At 72.5% G+C, this 23644-nt stretch carries 25 protein-coding genes and 1 pseudogene; 16 read left to right on the top strand and 10 right to left on the bottom strand.

Annotated elements, in window-relative coordinates:
• Window positions 1–22: 22 nt before the first annotated feature.
• The 3 genes from WQO_RS02495 (at window position 23) to WQO_RS02485 (ending at window position 2533) form a co-directional block, all read left to right on the top strand.
• Complete coding sequence (locus WQO_RS02495) at window positions 23–790, top strand: SDR family NAD(P)-dependent oxidoreductase (protein ID WP_010062743.1); 768 nt, start codon at window positions 23–25, stop codon at window positions 788–790.
• A complete protein-coding gene (locus WQO_RS02490; RefSeq protein ID WP_193407155.1) occupies window positions 787–1848 on the top strand; it encodes a threonine aldolase family protein in 1062 nt (353 codons plus the stop codon). Before WQO_RS02495 ends, WQO_RS02490 begins: the two co-directional genes overlap by 4 nt.
• 85 nt (window positions 1849–1933) lie before the next feature.
• The gene (locus WQO_RS02485; RefSeq protein ID WP_010062746.1) at window positions 1934–2533 is read left to right on the top strand and encodes a transglutaminase-like domain-containing protein; all 600 of its coding nucleotides are present in this window, start codon (window positions 1934–1936) and stop codon (window positions 2531–2533) included.
• 56 nt (window positions 2534–2589) lie between these two features.
• On the opposite strand, the gene WQO_RS02480 is transcribed toward WQO_RS02485, so the two are convergent.
• Window positions 2590–3312, bottom strand: coding sequence for a lysophospholipid acyltransferase family protein (locus WQO_RS02480; protein WP_010062748.1), 723 nt, complete (start codon window positions 3310–3312; stop codon window positions 2590–2592).
• A 230-nt stretch (window positions 3313–3542) separates the two neighbouring features.
• Here WQO_RS02480 and WQO_RS02475 point away from each other — a divergent pair, with 230 nt between their 5' ends.
• The 6 genes from WQO_RS02475 (at window position 3543) to WQO_RS02455 (ending at window position 8067) form a co-directional block, all read left to right on the top strand.
• The gene (locus WQO_RS02475; RefSeq protein WP_010062749.1) at window positions 3543–3869 is read left to right on the top strand and encodes a TlpA family protein disulfide reductase; all 327 of its coding nucleotides are present in this window, start codon (window positions 3543–3545) and stop codon (window positions 3867–3869) included.
• A gap of 72 nt (window positions 3870–3941) precedes the next feature.
• Complete coding sequence (locus WQO_RS37350) at window positions 3942–4022, top strand: putative leader peptide (RefSeq protein ID WP_351449023.1); 81 nt, start codon at window positions 3942–3944, stop codon at window positions 4020–4022.
• 43 nt (window positions 4023–4065) lie between these two features.
• A complete protein-coding gene (locus WQO_RS02470; RefSeq protein WP_010062750.1) occupies window positions 4066–4575 on the top strand; it encodes a flavin reductase family protein in 510 nt (169 codons plus the stop codon).
• Between the two features lie 196 nt (window positions 4576–4771).
• Window positions 4772–5557, top strand: coding sequence for an electron transfer flavoprotein subunit beta/FixA family protein (locus WQO_RS02465; protein ID WP_058953851.1), 786 nt, complete (start codon window positions 4772–4774; stop codon window positions 5555–5557).
• 78 nt (window positions 5558–5635) lie between these two features.
• On the top strand, window positions 5636–6598 hold the full coding sequence (locus WQO_RS02460) for an electron transfer flavoprotein subunit alpha/FixB family protein (RefSeq protein WP_058953850.1): 963 nt from the start codon (window positions 5636–5638) through the stop codon (window positions 6596–6598).
• 170 nt (window positions 6599–6768) lie between these two features.
• Complete coding sequence (locus WQO_RS02455; protein ID WP_029182405.1) at window positions 6769–8067, top strand: DUF6986 family protein; 1299 nt, start codon at window positions 6769–6771, stop codon at window positions 8065–8067.
• Window positions 8068–8080: 13 nt separating this feature from the next.
• Here the strand turns inward: WQO_RS02455 and WQO_RS02450 are convergent, their stop codons facing one another.
• Entirely contained in the window at window positions 8081–8947 is an 867-nt protein-coding gene (locus WQO_RS02450; RefSeq protein ID WP_010061835.1) for an SMP-30/gluconolactonase/LRE family protein, read from the bottom strand.
• A 237-nt stretch (window positions 8948–9184) separates the two neighbouring features.
• A complete protein-coding gene (locus tag WQO_RS02445) occupies window positions 9185–9733 on the bottom strand; it encodes a CGNR zinc finger domain-containing protein (RefSeq protein ID WP_010061834.1) in 549 nt (182 codons plus the stop codon).
• 93 nt (window positions 9734–9826) lie between these two features.
• Between WQO_RS02445 and WQO_RS02440 the strand changes: the two genes are divergently transcribed.
• Window positions 9827–10660 (top strand): alpha/beta fold hydrolase, encoded by an 834-nt coding sequence (locus tag WQO_RS02440; RefSeq protein ID WP_010061833.1) that lies wholly within the window; start codon window positions 9827–9829, stop codon window positions 10658–10660.
• Window positions 10661–10777: 117 nt separating this feature from the next.
• Here WQO_RS02440 and WQO_RS02435 read toward each other — a convergent pair whose 3' ends face one another.
• Complete coding sequence (locus WQO_RS02435) at window positions 10778–11806, bottom strand: LacI family DNA-binding transcriptional regulator (protein WP_010061831.1); 1029 nt, start codon at window positions 11804–11806, stop codon at window positions 10778–10780.
• Between the two features lie 207 nt (window positions 11807–12013).
• Here WQO_RS02435 and WQO_RS02430 point away from each other — a divergent pair, with 207 nt between their 5' ends.
• The gene (locus tag WQO_RS02430) at window positions 12014–12943 is read left to right on the top strand and encodes an ROK family protein (RefSeq protein ID WP_010061830.1); all 930 of its coding nucleotides are present in this window, start codon (window positions 12014–12016) and stop codon (window positions 12941–12943) included.
• A gap of 233 nt (window positions 12944–13176) precedes the next feature.
• Here WQO_RS02430 and WQO_RS02425 read toward each other — a convergent pair whose 3' ends face one another.
• The gene (locus WQO_RS02425) at window positions 13177–13359 is read right to left on the bottom strand and encodes a hypothetical protein (protein ID WP_010061829.1); all 183 of its coding nucleotides are present in this window, start codon (window positions 13357–13359) and stop codon (window positions 13177–13179) included.
• 234 nt (window positions 13360–13593) lie between these two features.
• On the opposite strand from WQO_RS02425, the gene WQO_RS02420 reads away from it, so the two are divergent.
• Complete coding sequence (locus tag WQO_RS02420; protein WP_010061828.1) at window positions 13594–14631, top strand: NUDIX hydrolase; 1038 nt, start codon at window positions 13594–13596, stop codon at window positions 14629–14631.
• Window positions 14632–14722: 91 nt separating this feature from the next.
• On the opposite strand, the pseudogene WQO_RS02415 reads toward WQO_RS02420, so the two are convergent.
• Both WQO_RS02415 and WQO_RS02410 read right to left on the bottom strand, forming a co-directional pair.
• Window positions 14723–15439 (bottom strand): annotated as a pseudogene (locus WQO_RS02415) (MBL fold metallo-hydrolase); the annotation flags it as partial.
• Window positions 15440–15518: 79 nt separating this feature from the next.
• Entirely contained in the window at window positions 15519–16883 is a 1365-nt protein-coding gene (locus WQO_RS02410) for a dipeptidase (RefSeq protein ID WP_010061826.1), read from the bottom strand.
• A gap of 195 nt (window positions 16884–17078) precedes the next feature.
• Here WQO_RS02410 and WQO_RS02405 point away from each other — a divergent pair, with 195 nt between their 5' ends.
• The gene (locus WQO_RS02405; RefSeq protein WP_029182404.1) at window positions 17079–18293 is read left to right on the top strand and encodes a geranylgeranyl reductase family protein; all 1215 of its coding nucleotides are present in this window, start codon (window positions 17079–17081) and stop codon (window positions 18291–18293) included.
• Window positions 18294–18347: 54 nt separating this feature from the next.
• Here WQO_RS02405 and WQO_RS02400 read toward each other — a convergent pair whose 3' ends face one another.
• Window positions 18348–18803 (bottom strand): nitroreductase family deazaflavin-dependent oxidoreductase, encoded by a 456-nt coding sequence (locus WQO_RS02400; protein WP_010061824.1) that lies wholly within the window; start codon window positions 18801–18803, stop codon window positions 18348–18350.
• A 127-nt stretch (window positions 18804–18930) separates the two neighbouring features.
• Between WQO_RS02400 and WQO_RS02395 the strand changes: the two genes are divergently transcribed.
• The 3 genes from WQO_RS02395 to WQO_RS02385 all read left to right on the top strand — a co-directional run bounded on the left by WQO_RS02395 (window position 18931) and on the right by WQO_RS02385 (window position 21660).
• Window positions 18931–19638, top strand: a complete 708-nt coding sequence (locus WQO_RS02395; RefSeq protein WP_029182403.1) for a TetR/AcrR family transcriptional regulator — start codon at window positions 18931–18933, stop codon at window positions 19636–19638.
• A 124-nt stretch (window positions 19639–19762) separates the two neighbouring features.
• The gene (locus tag WQO_RS02390) at window positions 19763–20998 is read left to right on the top strand and encodes a sensor histidine kinase (protein ID WP_058954196.1); all 1236 of its coding nucleotides are present in this window, start codon (window positions 19763–19765) and stop codon (window positions 20996–20998) included.
• Complete coding sequence (locus WQO_RS02385) at window positions 20995–21660, top strand: response regulator (RefSeq protein WP_010061820.1); 666 nt, start codon at window positions 20995–20997, stop codon at window positions 21658–21660. Before WQO_RS02390 ends, WQO_RS02385 begins: the two co-directional genes overlap by 4 nt.
• 12 nt (window positions 21661–21672) lie before the next feature.
• Here the strand turns inward: WQO_RS02385 and WQO_RS02380 are convergent, their stop codons facing one another.
• Both WQO_RS02380 and WQO_RS02375 read right to left on the bottom strand, forming a co-directional pair.
• A complete protein-coding gene (locus WQO_RS02380) occupies window positions 21673–22425 on the bottom strand; it encodes a maleylpyruvate isomerase family mycothiol-dependent enzyme (protein WP_010061819.1) in 753 nt (250 codons plus the stop codon).
• A gap of 68 nt (window positions 22426–22493) precedes the next feature.
• Entirely contained in the window at window positions 22494–23624 is a 1131-nt protein-coding gene (locus tag WQO_RS02375; protein WP_058953849.1) for an MFS transporter, read from the bottom strand.
• Between the last annotated feature and the right edge of the window lie 20 nt (window positions 23625–23644).

Here is a 23644-nt window from a genome sequence, read left to right as displayed (position 1 = left end):
TTCTCCCGAGGAGGCGGTGGCCATGAACGGAAACGGCACGGGCGAGGGGACGGGTGCGCTCGAAGGAGCCGTGGTCGCGGTCGCCGGAGCGGCGGGACCCGCGGGCCGCGCGACCCTGCTGCGCCTCGCCGAGGCGGGCGCCACGGTGGTCGGCTGCGACGCCAACCCGGAGCGGCTCGCCGAGGCGGTGGACGCCGCCCGGTACGCCCACGGGGGCGCGACCGTCACCGGTGAGACCGTCGATCTGCTCGACCTCGACGCCACCCGCGACTGGGCCAAGCGCACCGAGGCGGAGTTCGGCCGCATCGACGGCCTGGTCCACCTCGTCGGCGGCTGGCGCGGCAGCAAGTCGTTCCAGGAGACCGTCCTGTCCGACTGGGACGCCCTGGAGAAGCTGCTCATCCGCACCGTCCAGTCGACCACGCTGGCCTTCCAGGAGGCCCTGGAGCGCAGCGACAAGGGCCGCTACCTCCTGATCAGCGCCGCCGGAGCCAGCAACCCCACCGCGGGCAACGCCGCCTACTCCGCCGCCAAGGCCGCGGCCGAGGCATGGACCCTCGCGCTGGGCGACGCCTTCCGCAAGGCGGGGGGCGACGACGGGCCGCGCACCGCTGCTGCGATCCTGGTGGTCAAGGCACTGGTGAACGACGCGATGCGCGCCGAGCGCCCGAATGCGAAGTTCGCGGGCTTCACCGACGTCACGGAGCTGGCCGAGGCCATCGCCGGCGTCTGGGACCAGCCCGCCCCCGAAGTGAACGGAAAGCGCCTGTGGCTGACCCCGCAACCGTGAGGACCGACGCACGACGTCACCACGATCCGCAGGTACGCGGCTTCGCCAGTGACAACTACGCCGGAGCGCACCCGGAGGTCCTCGCGGCCATCGCGCTGGCCAACGGCGGCCATCAGGTCGCCTACGGCGAGGACGACTACACGGGCCATCTCCAGCGCGTCATGCACAGCCACTTCGGCCCTACCGCCGAGGCCTTCCCGGTCTTCAACGGCACCGGAGCCAACGTGGTCGCCCTCCAGGCGCTCACCGACCGCTGGGGAGCGGTCATCTGCGCCGAGTCCGCGCACATCAACGTGGACGAGGGCGCCGCGCCCGAGCGGATGGGCGGGCTGAAGCTCCTCACCGTGCCCACCCCGGACGGCAAGCTCACCCCCGAGCTCATCGACCGGCAGGCGTACGGCTGGGACGACGAGCACCGGGCCATGCCGCAGGTCGTCTCGATCACCCAGAACACCGAGCTGGGCACCGTCTACACCCCCGACGAGATCCGCGCCATCTGCGACCACGCCCACGAGCGCGGCATGAAGGTGCACCTCGACGGGGCCCGGATAGCCAACGCGGCCGCCTCCCTCGACGTGCCGATGCGGACGTTCACCAACACGGTCGGCGTCGACGTGCTGTCCTTCGGCGGCACGAAGAACGGCGCGCTGTTCGGCGAGGCCGTCGTCGTGCTGAACCCGGACGCGGTCCGGGCGATGAAGCACCTGCGCAAGCTCTCCATGCAGCTCGCCTCCAAGATGCGCTTCGTCTCCGTCCAGCTGGAGGCGCTGCTCGCCAAGGACCTGTGGCTGCGCAACGCCCGGCACGCCAACGCCATGGCCCAGCGCCTCGCCGAGGGCGTCCGGGCGATCGACGGGGTGGAGATCCTCCACCCGGTCCAGGCCAACGCCGTGTTCGCCCGGCTGCCCCACGCGGTCACCGAGCGGCTCCAGGAGCGCTTCCGCTTCTACTTCTGGGACGAGGCGGCCGGAGACGTCCGCTGGATGTGCTCCTTCGACACCGGCGAGGACGACGTCGACGCCTTCCTCCAGGCGCTCAAGGAAGAGATGGCGCGGTAGCATACTACTCTCGCGTATTGCATGACTATGCGGCCGACCGGAAATCGATTGATCTCCGGTCGGCCGCTTCGTACGCTCCGGGACCATGCAGCTGAACCAGCAGTCCCCGGACATCGCCGCCTATCTGGGTGCCGACGACGCCATCGACCATGAACACCCCCGGGTGCGGGAGGTGGCGGCCGACCTGGCGCGCGAGACCGGCGACGCATACACATACGCCCGCACCGCCTTCGCGTACGTACGCGACACCGTCCCGCACTCCGCGGACTCCGGCGATCCCCGCGTCACCTGGCGCGCCTCCGACGTCCTCGCCACCCGCAACGGCATCTGCTACGCCAAGTCCATCGCCCTGACCGCACTGCTCCGGGCCCACGGCATCCCGGCCGGCCTCTGCTACCAGCGCCTCGCCGACGACGACGGGACGAACCCCGTGGTCCACGGCCTGGTCGCGCTCCGCCTGCCCGGATGCGACCGCTGGGCACGGGTGGACCCCCGGGGCGACAAAACGGGCATCGACGCGCGGTTCTCGCTGGAGGAGGAGCGGCTGGCGTGGACGGTACGCGAGCACCTCGGGGAAGTGGACTACCCGACCGTGTACGCCGCGCCGCCCCCGGAAATCCTCCACGCACTGAGGAATGCCCGGGACCGCACGGAGCTCTGGCGGACCCTCCCCACGCACCTCTGAGCCCCCGGCGTACGTGCTGCCGGGGGCTCGGGAGGAGAAGGGGCGCAGGGGGCCGGTCAGCCGAGCTCGCGCACCTCGGCGGGGGTCGGGGCCGTACCGCCGAGATGGGCCGGCACCCACCAGGTGTCGCTCGCGTCCTTCGGTCGCACCGGGTAGGCCCGCTGCGCCGCCTCCAGCAGCTCCTGGACCCGCTCCCGCAGCCGCCGGGTGATGGCGCCCGCGTACTGGTCGGTGGGCGCCTCCACGGGCTCGCCGACCCGGATCGTGATCGGGATGTGGCTGCGGGAGAAGTTGCGCGGCCTGCCCTTCGTCCAGATCCGCTGCGTCCCCCAGAGCGCCATCGGGATCAGCGGAACGCCTGCCTCCTGGGCCAGGCGCGCGGCACCCGACTTGAAGCTCTTCAGCGTGAAGGACTGCGAGATGGTGGCTTCGGGGAAGACGCCGACGATCTCACCGGAACGCAACGACTGCAGCGCGTGCGCGTACGCGTCCTCGCCCTGCTTGCGGTCGACCGGGATGTGCTTCATTCCCCGCATCAGCGGACCGGAGATCTTGTGCCGGAAGACCGACTCCTTCGCCATGAACCGGACGAGCCGCTTCTGCGGAAGAGCCCCGAGGCCGGTGAAGATGAAGTCGAGGTAGCTGATGTGATTGCTGACCAGCACCGCGCCACCGGTCTTCGGGATGTGCTCCGAACCCTGAGTGTCGATCTTCAGGTCGAGCGCCTTGAACATGGTGCGAGCGGCGCCGATGACCGGTCGATAGACGAGTTCTGCCATCTGGGGAAGACCCTTCTTCAGTGCCTGGGGAGGGTTCTCCCGGCGGAAGTTACGCAGCCGTAGGTATTCGGCATTGTGGCGATGGTGCCCCATGCGCGAGCCGCTGGCCAGTCCCGGAGGACGCGGACCGCGAGATTCTCGTCACGTGCGCGTTACCCGCAGGCTGCGGGAATGCCGGGGCGGCGGCCGGTGCTGAGCCCTTACGAAGAGCTCTGATCAGGAGGCACCAGGTGGACCGCAGGACCCACGGACAGCGACTCGACGCGGACCTGCTCGGCGCGGAGTTGGGGGAACGCGCGACGCTCGTCCAGTTCTCCAGCGCCTTCTGCCAGCCGTGCCGGGCCACCCGCCGCACGCTCACCGAGGTGGCCGGGATGGTCGACGGAGTCGCCCATATCGAGATCGACGCCGAGGCTCATCTCACGCTGGTGCGGGAGCTGGACATCACGAAAACGCCGACCGTCCTGGTGCTCGACGCCGAGGGCGAGGTGGTCCGCCGGGCATCCGGCCAGCCCCGCACGGTCGACGTCGTCGCGGCGCTGGGGCACGCCATATGACGGACCGTGACGCATCTCCCACATTCCGGAACCCGCTTGACTGCACGCACCACGCATCGTCAGTCTGACGTTATGCCGCCAGAACTCCTTCTTCACGGCCGGGTCCATGTGGACCTCGCACGCTACGCGAGTGCGCGCTGTCCGGGTGTCTGAGCACCCACGGACCCGTACGCCACTTCCGCAGAAGGACACGTCCATGACGGCAACGCCCGATCTCGCCCACGCCCCGACGGCCGCCACGCCCGAACTCTTCCGCTCGGTCTTCCGACGCCACGCCGCGGGCGTCGCCGTGATCACGGCCGCAGGGGAGCGCCCCGTCGGCTTCACCGCCACCTCGCTCACCTCCGTAGCCGCCGAACCCCCGCTGATCTCCTTCGGTATCGGTACGTCGTCCTCCAGCTGGCCCGTGCTGTCCGGGGCCGCGTACGTCGGCGTCCACATACTCGGCGAGCACCAGCAGGAACTGGCCGCGACCTTCGCCCGCAGCGGAGCCGACCGCTTCGGCCCGTCGACCGACTGGAGCAGCGGCCCCGAAGGTGTTCCGCTGCTGGCGGACGTCTCCGCCTGGCTGGTCTGCCGGGTCGTGTCCCGCGTACCGGCGGGGGACCACCGCATCGTCATCGCCGAGGCCGTGGCAGGCTCGCCCTCAGGGGCCGGCCGCCCGCTGGTATATCACCAGGGACGGTTCACGGCTCTGCGAGACTGAGGTCACGCACGCACGGGTCTGCCGCGTTGGCAAGGTCACAGTGCGGTGCGCTTGCTCAGGGGTAACAGTCTGGGTGTACTGGCGAGTAATATCGGCCTCGGAGCCTCGGTCGTCCCGACCGGATCCGGCCCGACAAGGCGCCTATGCTGCGTGCAACAAGGCAGCCCGGAAATGACGATGCAGTAGGAGAGCCGGCGTGAGCTTGAGGATCGTTGTCTGTGTGAAGTACGTGCCCGACGCGACCGGTGACCGGCGTTTCGCCGATGACCTGACGCTGGACCGTGAGGATGTCGACGGTCTGCTGTCGGAGCTGGACGAGTACGCGGTCGAGCAGGCGTTGCAGATCGCGGACGAGGCGGACGATGCGGAGATCACCGTGGTGACGGTGGGTCCGGAGGATGCCAAGGACGCGTTGCGCAAGGCGTTGTCGATGGGTGCGGACAAGGCGGTTCACGTCGAGGACGACGATCTGCACGGCACGGATGTGATGGGGACGTCGCTGGTGCTGGCGAAGGCGGTCGAGAAGACCGGTTATGACCTGGTGATCTGCGGGATGGCGTCGACGGACGGTGTGATGGGTGTGCTGCCGGCGCTGCTGGCGGAGCGGTTGGGTGTGCCGCAGGTGACGCTGCTGTCCGAGGTGTCGGTGAACGACGGTGTGGTGACCGGGCGGCGTGACGGTGACACGGCGACCGAGCAGCTTGAGGCGTCGCTGCCGGCGGTGGTGTCGGTGACCGACCAGTCCGGTGAGGCGCGTTACCCCTCGTTCAAGGGGATCATGGCGGCGAAGAAGAAGCCGGTGGAGTCGCTGGATCTGGAGGATCTGGAGCTGGACGCGGACGAGGTGGGTCTGGCGGGTGCGTGGACGGCGGTCGATTCGGCGACCGAGCGTCCGGCGCGTACGGCGGGCACGATCGTGAAGGACGAGGGTGAGGGCGGCAAGCAGCTCGCCGAGTTCCTCGTGGGCCGGAAGTTCATCTAGGCCCCACCGCCCGGGGGGCCCGGAGCGAGCCCCCCTTCCTGCCTCTCTTTCTCTTCTTCTCGTCTGGAGTGCGTTGTCATGGCTGAAGTTCTGGTTCTGGTCGATCATGTGGATGGTGCGGTCCGTAAGCCCACGCTGGAGCTGCTGACGCTGGCGCGTCGGATCGGTGACCCGGTCGCCGTGGCGCTGGGTGCGGGTGCCGAGGCGACTGCGGGTGTGCTGGGTGAGCACGGTGCGGTGAAGGTGCTGACCTCCGACGCCGCGGAGTTCGCGGACTACCTGGTGGTACCGAAGGTGGACGCGCTGCAGGCCGCGTTCGAGGCGGTGTCCCCGGTGGCGGTGCTGGTGGTGTCCTCGGCCGAGGGCAAGGAGATCGCCGCCAGGCTGGCGCTGCGGATCGGCTCCGGCATCATCACCGATGCCACCGACCTGGAGGCCGGGGATGAGGGTCCGGTGGCGACGCAGGCGGTGTTCGCCGCTTCGTTCACCACCAAGTCCCGGGTTTCCAGGGGTGTTCCGGTGATCACGGTCAAGCCGAACTCGGCCCCGGTCGAGGCGGCGGCCGCCGCCGGTGCGGTCGAAGCCCTGACGGTGTCGTTCGGTGAGAGCGCGACGGGCACGAAGGTGACCTCGCGGACGCCGCGTGAGTCGACCGGGCGCCCGGAGCTGACCGAGGCCGCGATCGTCGTCTCGGGTGGCCGTGGGGTCAACGGTGCGGAGAACTTCCCGCTGATCGAGGCCCTCGCGGACTCGCTGGGTGCTGCGGTGGGTGCGTCGCGTGCGGCGGTGGACGCGGGCTGGTACCCGCACACCTCGCAGGTCGGGCAGACGGGTAAGTCGGTCTCGCCGCAGCTGTACATCGCCTCGGGTATCTCCGGTGCCATCCAGCACCGGGCGGGGATGCAGACCTCGAAGACGATCGTCGCGATCAACAAGGACGCCGAGGCCCCGATCTTCGAACTCGTCGACTACGGCGTCGTCGGTGACCTCTTCACGGTCGTTCCCCAGCTCACCGAGGAGATCAACACCCGCAAGGGCTGATCCCCCAGCACCACCCCGCATCACCCCGCCCGGGCCGCACGGTGAACCCCACCGCGCGGCCCGGTGCCGTTCCGGGCGACCATTGACGCAGGTCGAGCGGCCTTATAACTTCACTATACGGATTGTTGATTCCGGGAAGCGGAAACAACGAGAGCGTGGAGGGTACGGTCATGGGTCAGCAGGAGAAGGTGGCAACGAGCCTCGCCGGTGCGGTCAGCGAGGAGATCAGCGCCTCCCTCACGGCGGTCGACGCGGAGCTCGCCCGCCGCTACCCAGGAGACCCCGGCACCCGCCAGCCCGTGCACACCGTCTACGTACCCGGTGACGTCTTCGAGCCCGGCACCCTGCGCTCCTGGGGCGACCAGGCGCTGGCCGCCCTCGACGAACACGCCCCCGACGCCGCCTCCTTCGCCGCCGTCCTGGGTATCCCCGAGGAGCTCGCGGGCCCCGTCCACGACCGCGTACGCGCCAAGCTGGAGCGCGAGCCCGTCGAGGACCTGCGCATCGACTTCGAGGACGGCTACGGCCCGCGCCCCGACGCCGAGGAGGACGAGGCCGCCGCCCGCGCCGCGCGCCTGGTCTCCGAGGCGTACGCGAACAGCACCGCCGCCCCGTACATGGGCATCCGGATGAAGTGCATGGAGGCCGGTGTCCGCGACCGGGGCATCCGCACCACCGACGTCTTCCTGACCGGCCTGATGGCGGCGGGCGGGCTCCCCGAAGGACTCGTGCTGACCCTCCCGAAGGTCACGTACCCCGAGCAGGTCACCGCCTTCGTCCAGCTCCTCGAAGCCTTCGAGAAGGCCCACGGCCTCGACGCCGGGCGTATCGGCTTCGAAATCCAGATCGAGACCAGCCAGTCCATCCTCGCCGCCGACGGGACCGCCGCCGTCGCCCGCATGATCGACGCGGCGCAGGGTCGCGCGACCGGGCTGCACTACGGCACCTTCGACTACAGCGCCTGTGTCGGCGTCAGCGCCGCCTACCAGGCCAGCGACCACCCCGCCGCCGACCACGCCAAGGCCGTCATGCAGGTCGCCGCCGCCGGCACCGGCGTACGCGTCTCCGACGGTTCCACCAACGTCCTGCCCGTCGGCCCGACCGACCAGGTCCACGAGGCCTGGAGGCTCCACTACGGCCTCACCCGCCGTGCTCTGGCCCGCGCCTACTACCAGGGCTGGGACATGCACCCCGGCCACCTGCCGACGCGCTACGCGGCCGTCTACGCCTTCTACCGCGAGGGCCTGGAGCCCGCCGCCGCCCGTCTCGCCGCCTACGTGGCGAAGGCCGGCGGTGACGTCATGGACGAACCCGCCACCGCCAAGGCCCTCAGCGGCTACCTGCTGCGCGGCATCGACTGCGGCGCGCTGGACACCGCCGAGGTCGCCCGGCTGACCGGCCTGACCCGCGCGGACCTGGACGCCTTCGCCTCCCCGCGCCGGGGCGACCTGACGGTCACCGCTCCGTAAGCCGAAGACGGACTCAGTAGCCTGCGGGCTCCGAGGGGATGGCCAGTCCCGCCGGGGTGCGCAGGCCCGCGACCGGTACCGTCCGCTGGCCGCCGCGCACCGGCAGCTTCACCACCCGGTCGTTGTCGAAGTCCGCGATGTACAGCGCGCCCGCCGGGTCGAAGGCCAGCCCGTACGGAGAGTTGAGCCCGACCGCCGGGACGGTCCGCTGCGGTCCGCCGCCCGCCGGCAGCCGCACCACCCGGTCGTTGCCGCTGTCGGAGACGAACAGGTCCCCTCCCCGGCCGAAGACGAGGCCGGTCGGCTGGGAGAGGCCGGTCGTGGGCACGGTCGTCTGCGGGCCGCCGTCGGCGGGGACCTTGACCACGCGGTCGTTGACGAAGTCCGCCACGAAGAGGCTCCCCGCCTTGTCCAGGGCGAGCCCGTTGGGGTGGAGCAGCCCGGTGGTGGGGACGGTGACCTGGCCGCTGCCGTCGGCGGGCACCTTCACCACCCGGTCGTTGAAGCTGTCGGCGATGTAGAGGTCGCCGTCCGCGTTCAGCGCCAGCCCGATGGGGCGGGAGAGGTCGGTGGTCGGGACGACACTCTGGGGGCCGCCGTCGCCCGGCACCCGTACGACCCGGTTGTTGCCGGTGTCGGAGATGTACAGGTCGCCCGAGGGGGCGAGCACCATCCCGGTCGGGCGGATCAGACCGGTCACCGCGACCATGACCGGGGCCCCGCCGCCGGGCGGCAGTCGCAGCACGGTGTTGTCGCTGTAGTCGGAGACGTACAGAGGTGCCGCGCCGTGCGCCGGGGGGTGCCCGTCCGCCGTGCCGGGGGTGGTCCCGGGGACGGCGGAGGCGACCGGCGCCGCGCACAGCAGCAGCGCCGCGGCCATCGCGGCGAGCCGCCAACGGGGCTGTCTGCGCCCCTGCTCCGGGGCTGAAGGGGTCGATGGGGCCGACGGGACCGATGGGATCGACCGGGTCGTGGCGGGACGGCTCATGGGTGCGTACCTGTTCTGGATGTACGGGGGCGGGGCGTCGGCCGCCGACGATAGGGAGCCGCCCCCGCCGATCCGTCGGCACCACGCCCCGACGGTCCGACCCGCCACCCCAACAGCCCCGAGGCCCGCTCAGCCGTCCCGGCGTGAGGCCGCGCCGCCGCGGGCGCGGTAGGCCCGCATCTTGTGCCGGGCGCCGCACACGTCCATGTCGCACCACAGGCCGTTCGACGACGGCGCCCGGTCGTAGAAGACCCAGCGGCATTCCGGTGCCGCGCAGGCCTTGAGCCGCGTCGCGTGACGCCCGGTCAGGCCGTCCCGCAGCAGGGCTTCGAGCACCGTCCGTACGATCCCCGCCGCCTGCCCGTCGCCGGCCGGGCGCAGGGCGAGGGAGCCGTCCGGGCGTACGGCCGGGGCGCCCGCCACGGAGCGGATCAGGTGGTTGAGGGCGTCGAGGGCCCCGGGCGAGGTCCGCTCCACGAGGAAGGCCCGCACGGTCTCCCGGGCCTCCGTGAGCGCCGCCAGGTCGGCCGGCGCGACCGCTTCCGGATACCCGTGCGCCCGCAGCCATCCGCCCGCCGTCCCCGGCCGGGCGAACTCGTCCTCTCCGTGGAGCAGGGTCGCCGTGTTGCAGAACGCCTCGACCGGTTCGAGTTCCGCGGGTGCCGGGTTCCGTCGCATGATCCCCACTTTATCAAAGTTACCGGCAATCGGCATGCTCTGGTAACGTCGAAAGTCGGACAGGGTTCTGCACCCGACATCAGGAGGAGTGTCATGAACGGCAAACTGACCAGGACGTATCAGACCCCGGACGGGACGGTCCGCTGGGACGTGCTGGGGGAGGGCGACCCGGTCGTCCTGATCCACGGCACCCCGTTCTCGTCGCGCATCTGGCGCGAGATCGCACCGGCGCTCGCCCAGGACCACCAGGTCTACGTCTTCGACCTGCTCGGCTTCGGGCAGTCGGAGCAGCGCGCGGGGCAGGATCTCGGGCTGGCCGCGCACACGCGGGTGTTCACCGGACTCCTGGAGCACTGGGGTCTGGAGAGCCCGAGGGTGATCGCCCATGACATCGGCGGGGCCGTGGCCCTGCGGGCGCTGCTGCTGGAAGGAGCCCGGTACACCGATCTCACCCTGGTCGACGCGGTGGGCTGCGGCGACTGGGGGACCGGGCTGTTCAGGCTCGTACGGGAGAACGCGCACCTCTTCGAGCAGTTGCCCGTCTACGCGCACGAGGCGCTGGCCGAGAGTCACCTGCGCTTCGCGAGCCACGCCGGCTACCGGCCGGACGTGCTGGCGGCCCATCTCGACCCGTGGCGCGGTGAGGAGGGCAGGGCCGCGTACTACCGCCAGTACGGACAGCTGGAGCAGGCGGCCACCGACGAGTTCCAGCATCTGCTGGGGTCCGTACCGGTGCCGACCCGGATCATCTGGGGGCGCGAGGACGGCTTCCTGCCGCCGCCCTTCGCCGAGCAGCTGCACGCGCTGATCCCGCACTCCGAGCTGCACTGGCTGGAGGGGGCGGGCCACGCGACGCCCGAGGACGCGCCCGCGCGGCTCCTGGCGCTGCTCACCCGGGAGTTCCGGCCGATGGCCGCCGCGGCCTGACGGCGGGTGCCCCGGGGGCGAGGGGCTGTTCGGGGGGCGGGCACTTCGCCCCGCCCCCGGGCCCGCGCGGCTCCTGGCCCTGCTGACCCAGGAGTCCCGCGCAGGGCCCGACCCGGCTCAGGAGGGCGGCAGTTCGCCCGAGCCGCGCGGGATCAGGGTCGTCGGCAGCTCCACCCGCGCCGGGGCGTGCTCCGCCCCGTCGAGGCGGCGGAAGAGATGCTCGGCGGCGGTCCTGCCGACCGCCGCCGCGTCCTGCGAGATCACGGTGATGCCGAGCAGGTCGGCCAGCTCGATGTCGTCGAACCCGACCAGCGCCACCGGCCGTTCCCGCTCCGCGATCACCCGCACCGCCGTCACCGTCACCCGGTTGTTGCCCGCGAACAGGGCGGTGACCGGTTCAGGGCCGCTCAGCATCTCCTCGGCCGCGGCCCGCACCCGCTCCGGCTCGGTGGAGCCGAGGGAGACCCAGCCGTCCCCGACGGTGATGCCCGCGTCCCGCATGGCGGCGTGATAGCCGCGCAGACGCTCGGTGGCCGTGTGGATCCGCGGCTGGTCACCGATGAACCCGATCCTGCGGTGACCGTGCGCGATGAGGTGCGCCACGCCCTCCCTGGCCCCGCCGAAGCTGTCGGAGAGCACCATGTCGACGTCCACATGGCCCGCCGGGCGGTCCACGAAGACCGTGGCGATGCCCGCCTTGATCTCCGGCTCCAGGTAGCGGTGGTCGTCGCCCGCCGGGATCACGATCAGACCGTCGACGCGGCGGGCGCACAGCGCCAGCACCAACTCCTGCTCCCGCTCCGGGTCCTCGGCGCTGGAGCCGTTGATCAGCAGCGCGCCGTGCGCGCGGGCGACCTCCTCCACCGCCCGGCTCAGCGGACCGTAGAACGGGTCCGCCAGATCCTCCAGGACCAGTCCGATGGACGCCGTACGCCCCTTGCGCAGCACCCGCGCGCTGTCGTTGCGGCGGAAGCCCAGCGCGTCGATCGCCTCCTGCACACGGCGCTCCGTGTCGGGCGTGACGCCGGGCTCGCTGTTCACCACCCGGGAGACCGTCTTCAGGCCGACTCCGGCCCGGGCCGCCACGTCCTTCATGGTCGGCCGGTTGCCGTAGCGGGTCTCGGAATGGCGGGCGGTCCGGTCCACGTGCGCTGTCCTGTCGTCGGATACGTGCGGGGCGTGCGGTGCTCCGGCCGGGGCCGAGCGGGACCGAGAAGAGGCGCCGCGCAGGTGATCGGAGGCTGTGGCGTCGAGCATAGGCCCTGGACAACGTTGTCAAGAGGATGAAGACTGTGCAGACTGTGGACGGAACCCGCAGGTCCCGCCCTTCACCGATCCGGAGAGCCCACACCGATGCATACCGACCTCGTCGCCGCGCTCGACATCGGCGGCACCAAGATCGCCGGAGCGCTGGTGGACGGCGACGGATCCCTCCTCGTACGGGCGCAGCGGCCGACGCCCGCCCGGGAGGGCGCCGAGGCGGTCATGGGCGCGGTGGACGAGGTGCTGGGCGAGCTGATGGCCTCGCCGCTGTGGGGCAGGGCCGGTTCCGTCGGTATCGGCAGCGCCGGTCCGGTGGACGCCGCCGCCGGCACGGTCAGCCCGGTCAACGTCCCCGGCTGGCGGGACTTCCCGCTGGTGGAGCGGGTGCACAAGACGGCGGGTGGGCTGTCGGTCGCGCTGGTGGGCGACGGGGTCGCGATGACGGCCGCCGAGCACTGGCTCGGCGCCGCCCGGGGCTACGACAACGCGCTCTGCCTCGTCGTGTCGACGGGCGTCGGCGGCGGCCTCGTCCTCGGCGGCACCCTGCGCCCCGGCCCCTCGGGCAACGCCGGGCACATCGGCCACATCAGCGTCGACCTGGACGGCGACCCGTGCCCCTGCGGCGCGCGCGGCTGCGTCGAAGGCATCGCCAGCGGCCCCAACATCGCCCGCCGCGCCCTGGAGAACGGCTGGCGGCCCGGCCCGGACGGCGACGCGACGGCCGCCGCGGTGGCCGTCGCCGCCCGCGCCGGGGACCCCGTCGCCATCGCCTCCTACGAGCGTGCCGCCCAAGCGCTCGCCGCCGGCATCGCCGCCACCGCGACCTTGGCGGACCTCGACATCGCGGTGGTCGGCGGGGGAGTGGCCGGGGCCGGCGCCGTCCTCTTCGGACCGCTGCGCCGCAGCCTGCGCGAGTACGCCACGCTCTCCTACCTCCGCCGGCTGACGGTGGCGCCCGCCGTGATGGGCAACGACGCGGGCCTGGTCGGGGCCGCGGCGGCGGCCATCGCCCTGCGCTAGCTGCCGGGGCCGCTACGGCTTCCAGGAGGCGCCCGGTTCGTCAGGCCGGGCGCCTCCTGGGTTACTTGGCCGTGTACCGCGTTCACTCGGTGGCGGCCGGGCGGTCCGGAGACCGCAAGGGTTTCCAGCGGACGCCCGGTTCGTCAGGCCGGGCGTCGGCCGGGCCGCATCCCGCGCCGCACGTCCCGGCCCGTATACACGGCTCTCGGTGAGCGGCGCTCCGCCGACACGTCCTAGGGGGCCGGGGCCGTGCTGCCCGCCTGCTGCTCCACGATCACCAGGAAAGCGTCCTGGTCCAGGTCCATCACGACCTCCGCGGCCAGGCCCTCACCACGCCGCCGGGCCGCGAACTCCTCCGCGGTCCTGCTGCCGCGCGGGTCTCCCGCGGGAAAGTGCTCAAGAACAGTCCGCCGCACGGCGCACCCCCTGGTCTTCCGGCCCCCGGGTGTCCGGATGCCGACGCTCCAACGAATCCGGCCCGCAGGCGCTGTGGACCGGCATGGTTACGCCTGCCCCGTAAACCGCTTCCCTATCGTGGAGAGCCCTTGCTCGTCCCGGACGCCGCATCCGACCAACGCCGTCGCTCCCGCGGGGTTTCCGCGGCAGGGTGTTGCGGGCAAGCCACAGGGGGCTACGGAAGAGGGGGAACCGTGATCGTCTGGATCAACGGTGCGTTCGGCGCGGGCAAGACCAGCGCCGCCGGCGAACTGATCGATCTGATTCCGAACAGCACGCTGTACGACCCGGAGGTGACCGGCGCGGGGCTGCGCGCCCTGCTGCCGCAGAAGCGGCTCGCCGAGGTCACCGACTTCCAGGACCTGCCGATCTGGCGGCGGCTCGTGGTGGACACGGCGGCGGCGCTGCTCGCCGAGGTGTCCGGGGTCCTGGTGGTGCCGATGACCCTGCTGCGCCAGGAGTACCGCGACGAGATCTTCGGCGGGCTCGCCTCCCGGCGCATCCCGGTCCGGCATGTGGCGCTCTCACCTGAGGAAACGATCCTGCGCAGCCGGATCGCGGGCCGCGAGGAGTTTCCCGGCGACGACGAACAGAGCGACCGGGTGCGCCGGTGGGCGTACGAGCACATCGGCCCTTACCGCGACGCCCTCGGCTGGATCGCCCAGGACGCGCACATGGTCGACAACAGCGCCCTCACCCCCCGGGAGACCGCCGAGCGGATCGCGGACGCCGTGCGCACCGGGAGCGCGTCACCGTGCCCCATCGTGCAGACTCCCGAGCCGACCGGCGAGACGGTGGCCGCCGGGGTGCTGCTCTTCGACGAGCAGGACCGGGTGCTGCTCGTCGACCCCACGTACAAGCCGGGGTGGGAGTTCCCCGGCGGGGTCGTGGAGGCGGGCGAGGCCCCCGCGCAGGCCGGGATCCGTGAGGTCGCCGAGGAGATCGGCCTCAGCCTCGACCGGGTGCCCACCCTGCTGCTCGTCGACTGGGAGTCGCCGCGCCCGCCCGGCTACGGCGGGCTGCGCTTCCTCTTCGACGGCGGCCTGCTCCGCTCCGAGGACGCCGGCCGGCTGCTGCTGCCGGGCTCCGAGCTGCGCGGCTGGCGCTTCGTCACCGAGGAGGAGGCGGCCGGCATGCTGCCGCCCACCCGGTACGAGCGGCTGCGCTGGGCGCTGCGGGCGCGCGAGCGGAAGACGGTGCTCAACCTGGAGGCGGGGGTGCCGGTGGGCTGAGCGGCACCCGTACGGGGGCCGGGGTGCGGCCGGGCCGCCGTGCGTCGCCGCGGAAGCCCTGTGCGCGCCGGACACCCGGCCGGCCTCGTCCGCCGTTCGCCGCCGCCTCCATCACCGCGGCGGCTTCCTCGGTGAGCGGGTCGCCGTGGCCGAAGCAGACGGTACGGGGCGCGAGCGCGGCCAGTCGCCGGAACGTGGCCGCCGCCCCCGCGCGGTCCACGTTGAACACGCCGAGCATCACCCGCTCCGCGGAAGCGACGGCGTCCCCGGTGAACAGCACGCCGTGGCGCGGCAGATGGAGCGCGATGGAGCCCGGGGTGTGTCCGGGGGCGTGGACCACCCGCGCACCGTCCCCGAACGGCAGCACCTCGCCGCCGGTCAGCTCGCGGTCGACCCGGGTGGGCGGGGCCTCGGGGCACGTCAACCCCTGCGCGTACAACGGCCGTTCCCAATCCAGCAGGTCCGGCTCCGGCACGGGCCGCTCGCCCCGGATCACCGGGGCGTCCAGCGCGTGGGCGAGGATCTCGGCGCCGTACCGGTCCGCCAGCTCCTGCGCGGCCCCGTAGTGGTCGCGGTGCCCGTGGGTGATGACGATGCGGCGGATCCGGGCCGGGTCGTGGCCGGGGGCCCGGACCGTGTCCTCGATCGCGGCGGCCGACGCGATGTCGCCCGCGTCGATCAGCGTCAGGTCCACCCCGTCGCGCCAGAGATACGCCTGACCGATCCGGAGGCGGAACATGTGCACCTGGGGGAGTACCTGGACGAGATCCACGCGGCGAACGTACGCAGCGGCGGACGGACGCCGCACGGATCTACGCCTCGGGCGACTTCGCCGAGGGCGTAGGTCCGTGCGGCTGAAGCCTTCCCGAGGAGCGCCTCCCAGGAAATCAGGCCTTCTTCGACGCCGCGTAGTTGCGCAGGAACAGCGCCTCGGCGACCGACATCCGCTCCAGTTCCTCGGGCGACACGCTCTCGTTCACCGCGTGGATCTGCGCCTCGGGCTCGCTCAGCCCGATCAGCAGGATCTCCGCCTCCGGGTAGAGGCCAGCCAGGGTGTTGCACAGCGGGATGGAGCCGCCCATGCCGGAGGACTGCATCTCCTGGCCCGGGTAGGCGTCCCGCATCGCCTCGGCCATCGCCGTGTACGCCGGGCTGCTCATGTCGGCCCGGAACGGCTGGCCCTGGCCCACCTGTTCCACCTTCACCCGCGCACCCCAGGGGGCCCGCGACTCCAGGTGGGCGGTGAGCAGCTTCGTCGCCTCGGCCGCGTCGTGGCCCGGCGGCACCCGCAGGCTGACCTGCGCCCGTGCGCTCGCCTGCACGGACGGGGTCGCGCCGACCACCGCCGGGCAGTCGATGCCGATGACGGTGACGGCGGGACGGGCCCAGATGCGGTCCGCGACCGTACCCGTGCCGATCAGCCCGACGCCGTCCAGCACCTTGGCGTCCTGCCGGAACTCCGCCTCCGGGTACTGGATGCCGTCCCAGTCGGCGTCACCCGTCAGACCGTCGACCGTGGTCGTCCCGTCCTCGGCGCGCAGCGAGGCCAGCAGCTGGATCATCGCGGCCAGCGCGTCCGGGGCCGCGCCGCCGAACTGCCCCGAGTGCAGGTTCCCTTCGAGGGTGTCCAGCTGCACGCGCAGCATGGTCATCCCGCGCAGCGTCGCCGTGACCGTCGGCAGCCCGACCCGGAAGTTGCCGGTGTCGCCGATGACGATCGTGTCCGCGCGGAGCAGCTCCGGGTGCGCCTCCGCGTACCGTTCCAGACCGCCGGTGCCCTGCTCCTCGGAGCCCTCGGCGATCACCTTCACCGAGACCGGGACGCCGCCGTCCGCCTTGAGGGCGCGCAGCGCGAGCAGGTGCATGATGAACCCGCCCTTGCAGTCGGCCGCGCCCCGCCCGTACCAGCGCCCGTCGCGCTCGGTCAGCTCGAACGGCGGGGAGATCCACGCCGACTCGTCCAGCGGCGGCTGCACGTCGTAGTGGGCGTAGAGCAGCACGGTCGGCGCCCCGGCCGGCCCGGGCAGGTACCCGTAGACGGACTGCGTCCCGTCGGGGGTGTCCAGGAGAGCGACGTCCGTGAACCCCTCGGCACGCAGCGCGTCGGCGACCCAGTTGGCGGCGCCTTCGCACTCGCTCCTGGGAAACACCGCCGGGTCCGCCACCGACTGGAACGCCACCAGCTCGGCCAGCTCCTCCCGGGCACGGGGCATCAGCGAGGCGACGGTCTCGGGAATCGGACGGGCGGTCATGGGCACGCTCCTCGTGGGTGCGACGTTATGGGTAGGGCGCGGTGTGTACGCGACCGTGTGCGACGCCGTGCTTGTGACGACGCATGTACGACGAAATCATGGCCGATCCTCCCACAGGAGGGCCGGCCCGAAGCGCGCCGTAGGATGCCGTGAGCAGCTTGGGGCCACTGGTCGGATCAGGAGCAGAAGCACATCGTGAGCAGCGAGAACGCAGACGCCGGACGTGAGCCGGAAGAGTCGTTGGTGTGGGATGTCGTCGTGGTCGGCGCCGGACCGGCCGGGGCATCGGCGGCGTACGCGGCAGCCGTGGCGGGCCGGAGAGTCCTGCTGCTGGAGAAGGCGGAACTGCCGCGCTACAAGACCTGCGGCGGGGGCATCATCGGCTTCTCCCGGGACGCCCTGCCGCCCGGGTTCGAACTGCCCCTGAAGGACCGCATCCACGCGGTCACCTTCTCGCTCAACGGCAAGCTGGCCCGCACCCGCCGCTCCCGGCGCATGCTCTTCGGGCTCATCAACCGTCCCGAGTTCGACGCCGGTCTGGTCGAGGAGGCGCAGAAGGCCGGGGCCGAACTGCGCACCGGTGCCTCGGTGGTGCGGGTCGAGCAGCACGGCCCCGCCGTGCCCGACCGGCGAACGGTCGCCGTGGTGCTGGCCGGTGGCGAGACCGTGCTCGCGCGCGCGGTCGTCGGCGCGGACGGCAGCGCGGGCCGGATAGGAGCCCACGTCGGGGTGAAGCTCGATCAGGTCGACCTCGGCCTGGAGGCGGAGATCCCCGTTCCGGCCACCGTCGCGGAGGACTGGGCGGGCCGGGTCCTCATCGACTGGGGCCCCCTGCCGGGAAGCTACGGCTGGGTCTTCCCCAAGGGCGACACCCTCACCGTGGGCGTCATCTCGGCGCGCGGCGACGGCGCGGGCACCAAGCGGTATCTGGAGGACTTCATCGCCCGCCTCGGCCTCGCCGGGTTCGAGCCGTCCATCTCCTCGGGCCATCTCACCCGCTGCCGCAGCGACGACTCGCCGCTCTCCCGCGGCCGGGTCGTGGTCTGCGGCGACGCGGCCGGACTGCTGGAGCCGTGGACCCGCGAGGGCATCTCCTTCGCGCTGCGCTCGGGCCGGCTCGCGGGGGAGTGGGCGGTCAGGATCGCCGAGGCCCACGACGCGGTGGACGCCCGGCGCCAGGCCCTCAACTACGCCTTCGCCATCAAGGCCGGCCTCGGCGTGGAGATGGGCGTCGGCCGCCGCATGCTCAAGCTGTTCGAGCGTCGGCCCGGCCTGCTGCACGCGGTGCTGACCGGTTTCCGCCCGGCCTGGAAGTCGTTCGCCGGAATCACCCGGGGCACGACGTCGCTGGCCGAGCTCGTCCGTACGCATCCGCTGGCGCAGCGGGCGCTCCACGCGATGGACCGCTAGCGGCCCACCCGTCGCGACCACGCCCCCGTCGCCCGTACGGCGACGGGGGCGTCGTCACGCCTCGACGGTGATACGGAAGACCGGGTGGTCCGGGGAGGCGGCCAGCAGTTCGGCGTCCGTGGACTTCGCCGTGATCCCCTGGAAGTACTGGTTGACCTCCCAGCCCCACCGCTCCAGATAGGCCCGGATGATCCGGGCCTTCTTCGCGTCGTCGGGGATCTCCACAGCGGTGAAGCGGCTGACCTTGCGTCCCAGCCGCAGCTCCCCGCCGCCCGCCACGCGCATGTTGCGCACCCACTGCGAGTGGCCGCGCGCCGAGACCAGGTACCGCTCGCCCTCGAACGTGTGGGTGTTGACCGGGATGCGCTGCATCTGGCCGCTCTTGCGCCCGCGCACCGACAGCTCGGCGGAGCCCATCAGGCTGAAGCCGTGCCGGGCCAGCCGGCCGACGACCTTGTTGAAGCGGTTGGCGGTGGCGCTCGCCCGGAGGTAGTAGGGCTGCTGCGACATGATGACTCCCAGGCTACGAGGAGAGCGGTGCTCTCGCTTGAGATCAGTGTGCACGGGACGGCAATCCAAAGCAAGAGCACCGCTCTCGTTCATGGTCAGTGCTCCGTTCGCATGGCAGACTGACCGTATGAGCACCATCCGAGGGGCCAGGGAACGCGCCCGTATCGAAGTGACCGCGGCGATCAAGGAAGAGGCCAGGAAGCAGCTCGCCGAGGAGGGCGCGCCGAAGCTCTCGCTGCGGGCCGTCGCCCGCGAGCTGGGCATGGTCTCCTCCGCGCTCTACCGCTACTTCCCCAGCCGCGACGATCTGCTGACCGCGCTGATCGTCGACGCGTTCGACGCGATCGGCGCGGCCGCGGAGCGAGCGGTGGCGGAACAGGCGGCGGGGGAGGTGCCGCCCGCCGAGCGCTGGGTCGCCGTCTCCTGTGCCGTACGGGAGTGGGCGCTCGCCCACCCCCATGAGTACGCCCTGATCTACGGCTCGCCCGTCCCCGGCTACATCGCCCCGATGGACACGGTGGGGCCCGCGGCGCGCGTGGGCCTGGTCCTCATCGACATCGTGCGCGGCGCGTACCGGGCCGGCGACCTCACTCTGCCGCCGCTCGCGGACGGGCTGCGCGCCGACGCCGAGCGGATGGCCGCCGACTTCGCCGAGGGCGTCCCGCCCGAGTCCGTGGCGGCTCTCGTCGCCGCCTGGGCGCAGCTGTTCGGCCTGATCTCCTTCGAGCTGTTCGGCCAGTTCAACCGGGTCGTCGAGGAACGTGAGGCGCTGTTCCGGCAGACCGCCGGTGAGCTGGCCCGCTCGGTGGGCCTGCGCGACGCCGGTACGGCCTGACGGACCGAGCGCTGCCCGACCGGGCCGGGTGCCGGCTTTCCCGGTGCATACTCCCCACGGAGTACGGCTGATCACCACGCACGGCGGACGCCCCCGCCCCCGCCCGCCGTCTAGCGTGGCCGCCATGGACGAACTGCAACCGCCGCACCGGGGCGGGCCGCCGTGGCTGTCCGGCACGCGCTCGCGAACCGCTGCCGGGCTGCCCTGGGTCTCGACGGCGGTGCTCCTGGTGTTCGTCATGGTCGGTACGGGCTTCGCCGAGGAAGGCCAGGGCCGCCGGCCCCTGGACCTGGCGGCCCGGCTGCTGCTGTTCGTCGCGGTCGGCGTGCTGCTCCTGCGCCGCCGCAGGCCCGTGGTCGCCGTGGCCACGACCTGCGCGGCGACCCTGGTCTACCTCGCGGCGGGCTATCCGTACGGTCCGGTGTTCGTCGCCGTCGCCGTCGGCTGCTTCAGCGCGATCGTGACCGGACACCGCAAGGCCGCCTGGTGGTCGCTGGGCGGGCTGTGGGCCGGGCACGTCCTGGTCTCCCACTGGCTCTACCGCTGGCTGCCGCCGGACGGCGACCGGGCCGCGCCCTGGACGCAGCAAGGCTTCATCACCGCCTGGGTCGTCGCCGTCGTGGCCGCCGCCGAACTGCTGCGCGTGCGCCGCGAGCAGTGGGCGGCCGACCGGGCGGAGCGCGAGGCGGCGGAGCGCCGCCGGGCCGACGAGGAACGGCTGCGCATGGCCCGCGAACTCCACGACGTGCTGGCCCACTCCATCTCCGTCATCAACGTGCAGGCCGGGGTCGGGCTCGCGCTGCTCGACTCCGACCCGGAACAGGCCCGCACCGCCCTCACCACCATCAAGGGGGCCAGCAAGGAGGCGCTCGACGAGGTACGCCAGGTGCTCGCCAACCTCCGTACGCCCGGCGATGCCCCGACCTCCCCCGCCCCCGGCCTCGACCGGCTGCCGGAACTCGTCGAACAGGCCGCGGCCGCCGGACTCACCGTCACCGTCGAGAGCGAGGGCGACCCGGCCGCCGTCCCGCCCGGCGCCGGACTCGCCGCCTTCCGCATCGTCCAGGAAGCCCTGACCAACGTCGTCCGCCACTCCGGCTCCCGTACCGCCGAGGTGTGCGTCGGCTACGGCTCCGGGCGCCTCCGTCTCCGTATCGACGACGCGGGACCGGCCACCGGCGGCGACGCGGGCGGCAGCGGCAACGGACTCGTCGGGATGCGGGAGCGGGCCGCCGCCCTCGGTGGCACGATCGAGGCGGGCCCACGCCCGGACGGCGGCTTCCGGGTCCTGGCGGAACTGCCGTTCACCGGCCCGGACCGCCACCGCCGCCCGCCCGAGCCTCCCGAGGAGACGACGTGATCCGCGTAGCGCTCGCCGACGACCAGCTCCTCGTACGGGCGGGCTTCCGCGCCCTGCTGGACGCGCAGCCCGACATCGAGGTCGCCGGGGAGGCCGCCGACGGCGAGGAGGCCGTCCGCCTCGTCCGCGAACTGCGCCCCGACATCGTGCTGATGGACATCCGCATGCCCCGCCTCGACGGGCTGGCCGCCACCCGGCGGATCACCGGCGACCCGGAGCTGAACGCGGTGAAGGTGGTCATGCTCACCACCTTCGAACTCGACGAGTACGTCTTCGAGGCCCTCCGCAACGGGGCCTCGGGCTTCCTGGTCAAGGACACCGAGCCGGAGGAACTGCTGCGCGCGGTACGGGCGGTGGTCGGCGGGGACGCGCTGCTCTCCCCGGGCGTGACGCGCCGGCTGATCGCGGAGTTCGCAGCCCGTTCCAAGGAGCCGACCGCCGCCGCCTCGCTCGCCCTGCTCACCGAGCGGGAGCGGGAGGTGATGGTGCTGGTCGGCATCGGCCTGTCGAACGAGGAGATCGCCCGCAGACTGGTCGTCAGCCCGCTCACCGCGAAGACCCACGTCAGCCGCACGATGGTCAAGCTCGGCGCCCGGGACCGGGCCCAGCTCGTCGTCCTCGCCTACGAATCGGGGCTGGTGCGGCCCGGCTGGCTCGGCTGAGCCGGTCCGTCCTCACCAGGTGACCGCGGAATTGTCCGTCCACAGCCTGGCCACCGCGCGGTCGCCGCGCAGGGTGACGGCGGTGAGCGGCAGCCGGTTCCAGAGGGTGAGGTAGAGCCCCTCGGCCGTACCGCTCAGCTCGCAGTCGGCGTCCTCCGTGCCATCGTCGCCCGCTGTGCGTACGGTCTGCGGCTGGTCCTCGGAGATCCGTACCGTCCAGGTCGCCGCCGTGTCCACGGCCCGTACCCGCAGCGTGCGCGGCTTGTCGGAGCGGACCCGGCTCCTGGGGCGGGCGTGGAAGCCGGTGAGCAGTTCGTCGATGCCGTCGACGGCCCGGTCGGCGGAGACCGGGGTCAGCGGACCGCCCAGCGCCGATTCCGCGTCCACCCGGTGCACCGTCGTCTCGTTGAGCTGACGGCGGGACCAAAAAGCCAGGGGCGAGGGGGCCGGAAGGAAGGTCCAGCACTCCAGGTCGGCGGGCGCCTCCTCCAGCGACCGGACCAGATGGCGGTGGCCCTCGCGGAACCAGGCCAGGAGTTCGGCGCCGTCGAGATCGGGCTCGCCGCCGTCGGGTTGGTACGCGGTGTGCCCCTCGGCGACGAACGCCGCCGCCCACCGGTGGACCATGCCGGTGTGGCGCAGCAGATGGCGTATCTGCCAGCCGGGGCAGGTCGGGACGGACGCCCCGGGGCCCGCCTGCTCGGCGGCCGCCGCGAGCAGCCGCCCCTCCTCCGACAACGACGCGATGTGCTCGGTGATCTGCATGGCGGCGATTGTGCCAGTGCCGCGCGGGGCCCGACCGGGGCCGGCGGCTCCCCCGGCAGGGCGGGCGGTCAGACGGGCGCGCTCGTCGTGGCGTTGCGGGCCGCGTAACCCAGGGCGGCAGCCGCGGCGGCCAGCAGGGCGACCGTGGTCAGGGCCACCGGCAGCGAGAACCAGTCGGCGAGGAAACCGATCGCGGGCGGGCCGAGCAGCATCCCGCCGTAGCCGAGCGTCGAGGCGGCGGCGACCCCGCTGGGCCCTGCCAGTTCGCCCGCGCGCCCCACGGCGACGGGGAAGATGTTGGCGAGCCCGAGCCCGGTGACCGCGAAGCCGGCCAACGCCAGCCAGGCGGTCGGGGCCAGCGAACCCAGCAGCATCCCGGCCGCGGCCGTTGCCCCGCCGAGGACCAGGGTGCGGGTCTGGCCGAGCCGTTCCAGGAGCAGGGTTCCCGTCAGCCGGCCCGCTGTCATCGTCAGGGCGAACAGCGCGTATCCGGCGGCGGCGAGCCCGGGGTGTGCGCCCAGATCCTGTTCCAGGTGGAGCGCGCCCCAGTCGGCGAGGGCGCCTTCCCCGTACGCCGTGCACAGGGCGATCACGCCGAAGAGCGCGACGATCCGGTGGGCCCGGGGCGACAGCCGCTGCTTCGGCTCGCGCGGGTCGGCGGCCTCCACGGCAGTCGGGGCCGGGCGGTGGCGGAGCAGGGAGGGTCCGGCGAACGCGGTGACCAGCAGGCCGATCCCGGCCAGCAGGAACAGATGGGTGGAGGCGGAGAGACCGCCCGCGACCAGGCCGCCGAGCCCGGCGCCGACCATCCCGCCCAGGCTGAACGCCGCGTGGAAGCTCGGCATCACCGGCCGACGCAGTGCGGCGACCAGATCGACGGCGGCGCTGTTCATCGCCACGTTCATCCCGCCGTACGCGGCGCCGAACACCAGCAGCACGAGGCCGAGGGAGAGCGCCGAGTGGGTCTGGGCGGGCAGGGCGATGCTCAGGGGGAGCAGGACGCCGCAGGCGACGGTGACGGCATGGCTGCCGTAGCGGCGGCAGAGCCGGCCGGTGAGCATCATGGTGATCACGGCACCGGCGGAGACGCCGAGCAGGGCGAGGCCGAGGGTGGAGGCGGAGGCTCCGGTCTGCTGCTTGATGGCCGGGATACGGACCACCCAGCCGGCGAAGAGGAACCCGTCGAGGGCGAAGAACACGGTCAGCGCGGTACGGAGGC

Source organism: Streptomyces globisporus C-1027 (assembly GCF_000261345.2).
GTDB lineage: Bacteria > Actinomycetota > Actinomycetes > Streptomycetales > Streptomycetaceae > Streptomyces > Streptomyces pakalii.
The sequence above is the reverse complement of the archived record's forward strand: the minus strand, read 5'-3'. Positions and strand labels throughout refer to the sequence as shown.